Consider the following 10,272-nt stretch of genomic DNA (forward strand, 5'->3'; position numbering starts at 1 on the left):
TTCGTCTGTCCGCTTTAGTTGATTTTTTAGTTTTGTTATGAATATTACAGTGGGTATCACGTAGTATATGTGAGTCAGTCTTTGTGTCAATATTGCCTAACAACAAGGTCTTTACTGCTCTTTTGAAGGTGCTGATTTTGGTCAGTGTCTAGATTAACTGATAAACGTTTGGTTAACATAATATTACTAGATCAGTCTTAGCGCGATCAATATATGTACTAAGGAGAACTTGCGTACGGCAATGTTTTATTGAAGCCTCGCGATGGGTTACAAAGCAATGTGGTATTCAACAGGATAAAGTTTGTAATTAAGATGAAACATATGAAAAAGAGTTTATTGAACAGGTTCTTATACTGAAAGAGTCATTATATCTGCAACGTAAAAATACGATGGGTGTGTTAAAAATGCTAATAGGACATGGCTTCTTTTGATAAACAAAATCGTAACGAGTATTTTAGAAAACTTGTTGAATTCTCAGTAAAAGAGCTCAAATAAAGACTAAATAAGTTCCAAAACGTCATTTTGCAACAGTGTTATGGCACCTTTCTAGCTTCAGAGTAGATTATTAATCTCTTTTGCACCTCCACGTTTGCATGTGACTAGGCTATAATCCTCAGCTAAATTTATCTAGGAGCTCAACATGCGCCCAAGTGGAAGAACAGCCAGTCAAATCCGCCCCGTTACTATTACCCGCAATTTTACCTGCCATGCAGAAGGCTCGGTACTCATTGAGTTTGGAAATACTAAAGTGTTATGTAATGCCTCAGTTACTGAGGGTGTGCCTCGCTTTATGAAAGGCCAAGGTAAAGGCTGGGTGACTGCAGAATATAGTATGTTACCAAGAGCAACGCATACACGTTCTGATCGTGAAGCGGCTCGCGGTAAACAAGGCGGGCGGACGCTTGAAATTCAGCGTTTAATTGCACGTTCATTACGCGCAGCGGTAGATTTAAAATTATTAGGCGAAAACACCATTATTGTTGATTGTGATGTTATACAAGCTGACGGTGGAACACGTACCGCTTCAATTACAGGTGCTTGCGTAGCTTTGGCCGATGCACTTAGTTGGATGCGAGCTAAAGGCATCTTAAAAACTAATCCAATTAAACATATGATTGCAGCATTATCTGTGGGTATTTACAAAGGCAACGCTATTGCTGATTTAGAATATCTTGAAGATTCTGATGCTGAAACCGATATGAACGTAGTCATGACCGATACGGGAAAATTTATCGAAGTGCAGGGCACGGCTGAAGGCGAACCTTTTGATTTTGACGAACTAAATGAAATGTTGGAATTAGCAAAAAATGGAATTCGTGAGTTGTTCGACGAGCAAAAATTGGCTTTGAATTAGGGTCCAATATGCAAAATTATCAGCGCAGTTTTATTGAATTCGCCCTTACTCGCAATGTATTAAAATTTGGTCAGTTTACCCTTAAATCAGGTCGAATTAGCCCCTATTTTTTTAATGCGGGGTTATTTAATACTGGTGGCGATTTAGCTAAGCTTGGACAGTTTTACGCACAAGCTCTGCAAACATCAGGTATTGATTACGATGTGTTATTTGGGCCTGCGTATAAAGGTATTCCTATCGCCACCACTACGGCAGTGGCGTTGGCAGATAAACATAATGTAGATAAGCCTTATTGTTTTAATCGCAAAGAAGCAAAAACCCATGGTGAAGGTGGAAATCTAGTAGGAAGCCCTCTAGCAGGTAAAGTTATGTTGGTGGATGACGTAATCACCGCAGGTACCGCCATTCGCGAGTCGATGCAGTTGATTACTGCAAATAATGCGCAACTTGCAGGTGTTTTGATTGCTTTGGATAGGCAAGAAAAAGGTCAAGGTGAGTTGTCTGCCATTCAAGAAGTAGAGCGTGATTTTGAAACTAAAGTTGTCTCTATCGTCAGTTTGTCTGACTTGGTTGATTATCTTAGTGACAAGCCAGAGATGGTTGGGCACTTAGCTAACATTAAACAATATCGCTTGGACTATGGGATTTTGGTAACAGGTGAATAACATTCGTTCTTTTGAGTCAGCCAATTACCAATTAGATACAATTGGTTTGCGCTGCCCAGAGCCTGTGATGATGGTAAGGCTAAAAATTCGTGAGATGCAGATCAGCGAAACGTTAGTTGTAACTGCTGACGATCACTCTACCACCCGCGATATCCCCAGTTTTTGCCGATTTATGGGCCATGAATTAGTGGATTCCCAGAGCAGTAAATCCCCCTATCAATACATGATCAAAAAAGGCCGCTAACTTAGCGACCTTTTCTTCTCACGTATACAGAATAGTTTAGTTGGGTTTACGGAACTTGATAGTCCAACGATCAGTATTACCAGAAACAGACTTAACCCCTACTTCGTAGCGTAGTTCGTCATCAGCACGGTAGTGAAGGTCGGTATAGTCAACAAACTCAAAACCTGCTTCCTGGATTTCTTTAATTGCTAATACAGGATCAATACGTCGGCGGTTAGCGGGAGTTTGTGCTTCCATATGCCGAGCGGTATGATCGACTACGGCATAAACTCCACCTGGCTTGAGCGCTTCAAAAGCCAACTTATTCATATTGCGACGGCCTTGTTCACCAAAGTTATGGTAGTTACGAAACGTAAGCACCATATCAAGGTCTTTTACACCAAGAGAGTCTGCTTCTAAAGAATAAAAGCGCTCACCATCTTTACGGTAAAGTTTAGCGTCTTCAGCGACGATTTTTATTTTTTCAAAACCAGGCTGCTCAGTCATGCTGTTAATACGCCCAGTACCTATGGCGGCGTAATACTCGCCGTTATCACTAACTACGGGTGCCAAAATTTTGGTATACCAACCACTACCAGGAATAAGTTCAATAATTTTCATGTCTTCACGTAAGCCAAAAAATTCTAAGGTCTGTAAAGCTTTACGATTTTTATCTCTGTCTGTTTCTGATTCAGTTCTTATTTCAGCATTCAGTGCTGATTTAATTTTTTCAGCTGTAGCATCAAAGTTATCTGCTGCTATTGAGTTAATGCTGGTAGCAAGTAGCAACATGGGTAAAAATTTTTTCACTGATGTATCTCCATTGGTATTTTTTACACTGTTAGTTATTTTAGTAAAGTATCTATTAGCATATTGATAAAAGTCCTATTGATGCTTATAAACCAAGCCATCTTTCATTACAAAATTGACATTTTGTAATAGTGAAATCTGCTTTAAAGGATTTCCTTTCACCGCCACTAAGTCAGCCAACTTGCCAACTTCAATTGTGCCAAGGCTGTCACTAACATTGAGCAAATCTGCTGCATTTTGTGTGGCACTTCTTATCGCTTCAATTGGCTTCATACCCGCTTCTACCATCAGTGCAAATTCTAAGCCGTTATCACCATGAGCTGAAACACCAGAGTCGGTACCAAAAGCAATTTTGATCCCTGATTGATACGCTTTAGCAAAGGTTTTTTGAATTAGTGGCCCGATGGTGGCGGCCTTGGGTCTAACAAGCTCAGGAAAGAAACCATCAATTTTGGCCTTTTCAGCTACCCAAGCACCAGCCATAATGGTTGGCACATAATAAGTGTCATATTTTTTCATCTGTTTAAACACCTCTTCGTCCATGTAGGTACCATGTTCAATTGAAGTTACGCCTGCTTTTATTGCGCGCAACATGCCCTCTTTACCGTGAGCATGCACTGCAACTGTCATACCATAATCTTTTGCTGTTTCAACGACAGCGCTTAATTCATCATCCATGAATTGTGGATTTTGACCACTTTTGGCCACACTTAAAACACCACCCGTAGCGGTGATTTTAATCAAATCTGCGCCATGTTTATAGCGTTGGCGAACGGCTTTACGCGCTTCGGCGACACCATTTATAACACCATCGATAGGGCCAGGATCTCCCATGATTGAATGACTGTGGCCATTTGTTGGATCAGCGTGCCCACCGGTGGTAGCTATCGATTTCGCAGCGGTGTAGATGCGAGGACCTTTTACCATGCCTTTATTAATCGCGTTTCTAAGAGCAACCGATTCGTTGTAGCGATCGCCTAAATTTCGTATTGTTGTAAAACCAGCCATTAAGGTTTTTTCGGCGTACATCACCCCTTTAATGGTAAAGTCTGCCTCGTTCAAGGTAAAACCTTCCATATAGCTTGCGGGGCCATTATTTTGGCTCGATATATGGGTATGCATATCCATAAAACCCGGCATCAGAGTATAATCTGATAAATCAATAACGGTATCCTCGCTCGCTCCCTCAGTGAAACCTTGGTTTATAGCCGTGATCTTGTTATCCGTAATTATTACCGTCGCTTTTTGTATGACTTTGTTCGAGGTGCTATCGATTAGGCTACCTGCATGAATCACTGTTGCGGCTACAACTGCACTAGCTATAAAAGGTAGAGTAAACATAGCCAAAACCAGAGTTGATTTTAAGATACTGTTTTTCATAATAAAATTTCCTGTTATAACTCGCCAAGAGTAAAGCGATAATCACCACTATTAAGCATTAGATGGCATTTACCATCTATCTCTTGTTCTTCTCCCAATTCAGCGAGCTGATAAAATACATTTTGATGCAAACGCCCCCATAAATTTTTGCGAACTAACGCATAAGGTAGATATGCACCAGTTTTTTTGTCTATAAATATATGTATAGGATTTTCTGAACTAACAACTAAATCGAAGCCCGTGTTAGTTGTAAGTGCTAACTTACCACTTTCTTTCTGCCATTGAGTAATGATAAAAGGTGAGTCCTCGACTTGAATACCTACTTTCTCGGCTGGAGTCACTAAAAAGTAATCATCGTCCTCCCGTTTTAAAACACTGGCAAAAAGTTTTACTAAGGCTTTGCGACCGATTGGTGTGCCCATATAAAACCAAGTGCCGTCATGTTTTATTTGTATGTCTATGTCACCGCAAAAGTCAGGGTTCCATTTATCAACAGGAGGTAGTGCAGCATTTTGTGAACTGATTTGCTGTTGAAAAGCAGCTAAGTCAAAATCTATCATTAAAGCGTTTCTTTAATCTCACGAAGCTTAGCTTTAATCCGGCGCATGTTCTCTGGCCCTGTACGTAATAATTGTTTTTGAGGAGCGGTTAAAGACTCAAGCTGACTATCTGCAAACTTGTACATCACGCTATCAGTAAACACTTCAACGGGCACGGGTACTTCAGGAGTATCCAATAACACATCAATAGCATCTTTAAGCTTCTCATCAAAACTACCCAATGGGCGACCAATCTCGGCAAAAATATTGTTAATAGCTGGTTTATATTCCTGATACAGCTGCAGTAAAGATCCTGTTTCTAAAGATTCGAACACTTCTACATAAGGTGCATATCGTTTATAACTTGCTGGGTCTATCCATATTTTATCAGCCTGCCTGTAGGTACGAAATGGCTTTTCTGGCTGAATTAAAATTCTATTATTATCAGGTATTTGTTCTTCAGCTAAGGTATTTGTCATTATTACAAAGCGCTCTAGTAACGCTTCGTTAATCAATAAACGAGCAAAAGCATCGTAATCAGTTAAGCTCAATAATTTTGTTTTTACGGTGCCATCGCTGGTGTCTAATGGCTCAGGCGGTGGGATAAACTCAGGTTCAGCTTCTGTTATATCCGAATCAGCTAGTTCTTCCACGACCTCAAGGTAAGTGCTCTCAGGCTGTTCTTCAATAATTGGCTCAATGACAGGTGTATCAGGTACTACGATAACTGGTTTAGGCTCAGGTTCACCGGGCCAAAGTACAACAGCCAAGATAACCACCACCACTATTGCACCTATAATAAAATATGGTGCTAAGGATTTTTTTGATTCTTCACTCATGATTTCTCCGTAAATCCAAAATCTGTAGTTAAAGTCTGCGTTTAGCCTACTTAAAGTGTAGTCTAAATGATATGCGTAGATTATAAAATACCGTAATTGTAACTGTAATCTTATCTGGACTGACCATTAAGAGACAATTAGACTAAGTATGTAACTTACCTACTTTAAGAAGTGTGGGAATAATGTGAATATTATTTTATATGCAGTACCGTTTTTTTTCATATTAATTTTTATCGAATTATTATTAGAAAGAAATAAGGGTACCGATTATTATCGTGTTAACGACAGTATCAATAGCTTAACCGCAGGCGTGCTGAGTAGAATGATTGGTATTGTTAAGCAGTTATTTCCGCTTACTATTTACGTAGTGGCGTTTGAGCAACTGGCTTTGTTTCAAATAACAGCGAGTGGGTGGATGTGGGTGGCTGCATTTGTACTTTATGATTTTTGTTACTATTGGAAACACCGTTTTGGACATGAAATGAATATTTTATGGGCGGCTCACGTAGTACATCATTCAAGTGAAGAATATAATTTAACCACTGCCTTGCGGCAAAGTGGTAGCAGCTTCTTCAGCTGGATTTTTTACCTTCCTATGGCGATATTAGGCTTTGATGCTTTGACATTAATCACGGTGGGTTCATTGAATTTGATTTATCAATTTTGGGTGCATACACGGCATATCCCCAAAATGGGCTGGTATGAATGGGTGTTTGTAACACCTTCTAATCATCGCGTGCACCATGCGCAAAACCAAGTTTATATTGATCGCAATTATGGTGGAGTTTTTATTCTTTGGGACCGGATTTTTGGCTCCTTTCAAGAAGAATTAGACACTGAAAAACCTATTTATGGTATTCGAAAAGCGCTTAAAAGCTGGAATCCTTTATGGGCCAACGTGCATGTTTATGCTCAATTGTTGAAAGATTGTTGGCATGCAGAACGTTGGCAAGACAAGTTGTGTATCTGGTTTAAACGCACGGGTTGGCGACCTGCTGATGTTGAGCGAAATTACCCCCTGAGTAAGGTTGATCTCACACAGTTTAGAAAGTTTGATATTCCGCTGTCGTTGCTCAATAAATTCTACAGCCTGTTACAGTATTGTTTGATTGTGTTTGTGGGTTTATTATTAATCATGAACGTGGCAGGTTTTACCTTAACAGAGCAAATATTGGTCGTATTGTTTGTTCTTTACGGCAGTATTTCTGCCGGCCTAGTGTTGGAAAATAATCCTCTGGCTGTATATTTAGAATGGATAAAGTACGCCTTAATTTTAATGACTCTTGTAATGTATACATTACCAGAATGGATCGAACTGACATTAGGGGTAAGTATAATAATTAACTGCACATTGTTACTACTCAAAAAGAAAGACATTATCAGTACAACAAGGCAAATGATGGAAGTTAACCAATGAAACCATTTATTAATTGTTTCATTGTGAGGTCTTAGCTTGTTCCAATTTACAATTACTTTATTAATAATCAAAAATCGAATAAGAAGAATAACAAAATGAATATACAAAAATGGTTCGTAATCACTTTTACTTTTGTCAGTGGTGTAGTTTTTGCTACGCAAGCTCCCCTAGTATCAATACCTACGCATGATGCTTTTTTCTCTGCTATTAAACAACATTGTGGCAAAACTTTTGAGGGAAAAGTGACAGTAGATAATCAGCCTAGTGCTGCATTTGACGCCAAATTAGTTATGTTTATTCGTAAGTGTGACCAAGCTGAACTACAAATTCCATTCTATGTGGGGGATAATGCATCACGCACTTGGATCATTAAAAAAACAGGCAGTGGCTTAAGTCTAAAACATGATCATCGCCTCAAAGACGGTACTAATGATCCGGTAACTATGTACGGTGGGCACACACAAGACGCTGGTTACAATCAAATACAATCCTTCCCTGTTGACCAATATTCAAAAGAATTATTTGCTCAGCAAGGTTTGCCACAGTCTATAACTAACACTTGGCAAATTTATATTTACCCAGAAATGTTTTCATATCGTTTAGTGCGAGAAGGAAGAGAGTTTAGAGTTGATTTTGATTTAACTAAGCCGATAGCAGCACCTGCTGCACCTTGGGGTTACAAAGATTAGTTTGCCAAGTTGATAGTATATCGTGCCATATAGTATGGCTGCTATCGTATGTTCTAATTGCAAGTTCAATAAGCTGTTTGGAAAGCTACAGGAGTGCTATGACGAAACAGCTAGTCAGTGTAATGAAGCTCGTCGCTAAAAAAATTAATTTCACACATATCTTTATATGAAAACTCATAAAAGAGCATAACGCCTTGTGAAACGGTAAAAAAAGGTCGGTTAAAATTGTGCTATGAAGTGTAGCCAAATATTACGCGTCCTTGGCTTCTTTTTTTGCTAGGTTTATGTGTACAAAGCACTTATAACAGCATCATCTTTATTCAACTTGATAATGCATTGATAACTGACAATGTTTAATTTGCTACTAAAAACCATCTTAGGTAATACTCTGCTATAAGATGATAAATTTACTGTTTTTAATTGTTCTATTAAACTCGATTCTTTACACCAGCAAAAATTACCATAAAGACAGAATATTTCATCCTAAGCTATAATCCAGAAAATGGCACATGTGGTAAAAGTGATCAACGTCAGCAGAATAAAATAGAGTGCATGTTTATTTTTAGACGTCACCCTGACATTCTTGGTAACTTTGATTGAAAATGAAAAGGTTCAAATATCAGACGTTTGTTGTCTGCGTGTTCCTACCCTATCTTGTTAATTATATTTCATTATTGCTTAATATGGCTTCTGTTCGTTTTCTAAAACCTTCTTCAAAAGCGACAATCGCAGCTAAGATACCTGAGAAACTCAACACACCTAAAGTAAGAAAAAGTGATGCTGTAATAGATATATTTAAATATGAAAGAAGATGTAATGGCCCACCCCATATAATTCCAACTAAGACAACGAGCAGTAGCCCAAAAAACAAAAAACTAAAGACAGCAAACAATCTAGCTACAAATAATAATAATCCAAGGTGGCGAGTTTCAATATGTTTATAAGGCTTCAATGTATCACTCCGTATACAGATTTAATTTAAAATACAACGCTTTCATGAGGAGCGAATGATTGTTGGCTAAGATGGAAGGCGAAGGACAACCAGCTAGCTATTATTTTTCCGTTTGAATTGTTTGATGTATGCCCAACACGCTATTTCAAGGCGTAACAGCATAATCAATACCTAAACCATAACAGCTATAAATAATTACGAATAACCCTATATATCTAATTATTTTCAAGAAACTAGGACTGAAGTTAAGATTTAACTTCATAGTGTCGAGAAATTTACCATGAGATACTTGAACGAGGATGACACCTAAACTAAATACAATAAAAAAGTCTATCCAGTATCCTATATCCACTTATTAACTCCAATTTTTTAGAGGGTTATGACGCTTTTTCAAATGTGTCTGAGTTATGTTAGATTTTTGTGCAAAATAGCCTTATGCCGTGCATAAAAAGGAATAAAGTCTAAAACGTTTAATGGATAGCGTTGTTTGGTAAATTAGTTACTTACTTTACATTCCACTCATAAACCGTAACTGATGATGAACCTGAAGTATGCAAAGGATCAGAAAAAGCCAATCTTTTTGCTTCTTCTAGATTGACTGCTTTTATGAGATATGCGCCACCAGCTTTATCAGCAAACGGTCCAGACAATTCTAAGCAATTATTTTTTCTCAAATCTTGTAAGAACGCTTGATGTGCTTCAACAAGAGATGGCTGAAATTCTGGCGTTCTCATCACCATAACCAAATATTTAAACATCTATTTCCTTTAATTTTAACACCCATTCAAGGGGTAAATAATTGTTGACTAAAATAGGCGACGAAGAGGCAAATACAAAACTGATATGAGTCTTATTCAGTAACTTGTTATATTTTAAAATTTATAACCGATATCGAATGTTGTAGCGATCTCATTCTCTGGTGCACTAACCTGCCCATCACCCAAAACATTCTGTTTTCATCTCGATTGTAATAGCCTTTTCCAATACCTAATACTCAGCTATCGTCTGAAATATCGCTAATATAATAGTTATACGTTATAAATCCATATTCAGTATCAACAATGAAAGTCCAAAATAACTGACCGACAGAAAATCCAGCTAAATGATTTTTTCTATTTGATAAAGCAGATTGCATTCCAATAAGTAAACCGATGGAAACAAAATGTTTTTTATCCCTTATTTCAACCTGAAATTTGAGAAATCGAGTAATTCTAAAGCTCAATGCCGTGACAACCTGTGCTCAGGTCGATGTTATTCTGTTATGTTTTGCTTTTACAAAAACAATGACAACCATTATGTGTTCAATTGATTGGCTTGTTATATAACGCTGACTATTGAGCTATAATTTGAATAAATTTTCTAGCTAACTCTGACAACATATCTTCCTGTATCTTATACATATCT

At 38.0% G+C, this 10,272-nt stretch carries 11 protein-coding genes; 5 read left to right on the forward strand and 6 right to left on the reverse strand.

What is annotated here, in order from left to right:
- The first annotated feature begins 640 nt into the window (after nucleotides 1-640).
- From rph to tusA, 3 genes are read left to right on the forward strand one after another with little or no spacing between them, the layout of a single operon-like run.
- Nucleotides 641-1,354: a ribonuclease PH gene (gene rph, locus QZ562_RS16755; protein WP_293762667.1), complete on the forward strand. Its 714-nt coding sequence runs from the start codon at nucleotides 641-643 to the stop codon at nucleotides 1,352-1,354.
- 8 nt (nucleotides 1,355-1,362) lie between these two features.
- Nucleotides 1,363-2,019 carry an orotate phosphoribosyltransferase gene (gene pyrE / locus QZ562_RS16760; protein WP_293762669.1) on the forward strand — a complete coding sequence of 219 codons (657 nt, stop codon included), beginning with the start codon at nucleotides 1,363-1,365 and terminating at the stop codon, nucleotides 2,017-2,019.
- Nucleotides 2,012-2,263, forward strand: coding sequence for a sulfurtransferase TusA (gene tusA / locus QZ562_RS16765; protein ID WP_293762671.1), 252 nt, complete (start codon nucleotides 2,012-2,014; stop codon nucleotides 2,261-2,263). The genes pyrE and tusA overlap by 8 nt, the downstream gene beginning before the upstream one ends.
- Before the next feature lie 36 nt (nucleotides 2,264-2,299).
- Here tusA and QZ562_RS16770 read toward each other — a convergent pair whose 3' ends face one another.
- The 4 genes from QZ562_RS16770 to QZ562_RS16785 all read right to left on the reverse strand — a co-directional run bounded on the left by QZ562_RS16770 (nucleotide 2,300) and on the right by QZ562_RS16785 (nucleotide 5,810).
- The gene (locus QZ562_RS16770; protein WP_293762692.1) at nucleotides 2,300-3,034 is read right to left on the reverse strand and encodes a methyltransferase; all 735 of its coding nucleotides are present in this window, start codon (nucleotides 3,032-3,034) and stop codon (nucleotides 2,300-2,302) included.
- Between the two features lie 93 nt (nucleotides 3,035-3,127).
- A complete protein-coding gene (locus QZ562_RS16775) occupies nucleotides 3,128-4,432 on the reverse strand; it encodes an amidohydrolase family protein (RefSeq protein ID WP_293762673.1) in 1,305 nt (434 codons plus the stop codon).
- A 14-nt stretch (nucleotides 4,433-4,446) separates the two neighbouring features.
- On the reverse strand, nucleotides 4,447-4,992 hold the full coding sequence (locus tag QZ562_RS16780) for a DUF1285 domain-containing protein (protein WP_293762677.1): 546 nt from the start codon (nucleotides 4,990-4,992) through the stop codon (nucleotides 4,447-4,449).
- Nucleotides 4,992-5,810, reverse strand: coding sequence for a DUF3014 domain-containing protein (locus tag QZ562_RS16785; RefSeq protein ID WP_293762680.1), 819 nt, complete (start codon nucleotides 5,808-5,810; stop codon nucleotides 4,992-4,994). Before QZ562_RS16785 ends, QZ562_RS16780 begins: the two co-directional genes overlap by 1 nt.
- Before the next feature lie 184 nt (nucleotides 5,811-5,994).
- Between QZ562_RS16785 and QZ562_RS16790 the strand changes: the two genes are divergently transcribed.
- Nucleotides 5,995-7,227, forward strand: a complete 1,233-nt coding sequence (locus QZ562_RS16790) for a sterol desaturase family protein (protein ID WP_293762683.1) — start codon at nucleotides 5,995-5,997, stop codon at nucleotides 7,225-7,227.
- Between the two features lie 95 nt (nucleotides 7,228-7,322).
- On the forward strand, nucleotides 7,323-7,916 hold the full coding sequence (locus QZ562_RS16795; protein WP_293762686.1) for a hypothetical protein: 594 nt from the start codon (nucleotides 7,323-7,325) through the stop codon (nucleotides 7,914-7,916).
- Between the two features lie 661 nt (nucleotides 7,917-8,577).
- Here the strand turns inward: QZ562_RS16795 and QZ562_RS16800 are convergent.
- Both QZ562_RS16800 and QZ562_RS16805 read right to left on the reverse strand, forming a co-directional pair.
- Nucleotides 8,578-8,868, reverse strand: a complete 291-nt coding sequence (locus QZ562_RS16800) for a hypothetical protein (protein WP_293762688.1) — start codon at nucleotides 8,866-8,868, stop codon at nucleotides 8,578-8,580.
- A gap of 503 nt (nucleotides 8,869-9,371) precedes the next feature.
- Nucleotides 9,372-9,626: a YciI family protein gene (locus tag QZ562_RS16805; RefSeq protein ID WP_293762690.1), complete on the reverse strand. Its 255-nt coding sequence runs from the start codon at nucleotides 9,624-9,626 to the stop codon at nucleotides 9,372-9,374.
- Nucleotides 9,627-10,272: the final 646 nt, after the last annotated feature.

The sequence above is a fragment of the uncultured Paraglaciecola sp. genome (genome assembly GCF_913058035.1).
Lineage (GTDB): Bacteria > Pseudomonadota > Gammaproteobacteria > Enterobacterales > Alteromonadaceae > Paraglaciecola.

Excerpts from the sequence above, each read along its gene's own strand:
- rph (WP_293762667.1), top strand. The coding sequence starts at position 641 with ATGCGCCCAAGTGGAAGAACAGCCAGTCAAATCCGCCCCGTTACTATT.
- pyrE (WP_293762669.1), top strand. The coding sequence starts at position 1,363 with ATGCAAAATTATCAGCGCAGTTTTATTGAATTCGCCCTTACTCGCAAT.
- QZ562_RS16770 (WP_293762692.1), bottom strand. The coding sequence starts at position 3,034 with ATGTTGCTACTTGCTACCAGCATTAACTCAATAGCAGCAGATAACTTT.
- QZ562_RS16775 (WP_293762673.1), bottom strand. The coding sequence starts at position 4,432 with ATGAAAAACAGTATCTTAAAATCAACTCTGGTTTTGGCTATGTTTACT.
- QZ562_RS16780 (WP_293762677.1), bottom strand. The coding sequence starts at position 4,992 with ATGATAGATTTTGACTTAGCTGCTTTTCAACAGCAAATCAGTTCACAA.
- QZ562_RS16785 (WP_293762680.1), bottom strand. The coding sequence starts at position 5,810 with ATGAGTGAAGAATCAAAAAAATCCTTAGCACCATATTTTATTATAGGT.
- QZ562_RS16795 (WP_293762686.1), top strand. The coding sequence starts at position 7,323 with ATGAATATACAAAAATGGTTCGTAATCACTTTTACTTTTGTCAGTGGT.
- QZ562_RS16805 (WP_293762690.1), bottom strand. The coding sequence starts at position 9,626 with ATGTTTAAATATTTGGTTATGGTGATGAGAACGCCAGAATTTCAGCCA.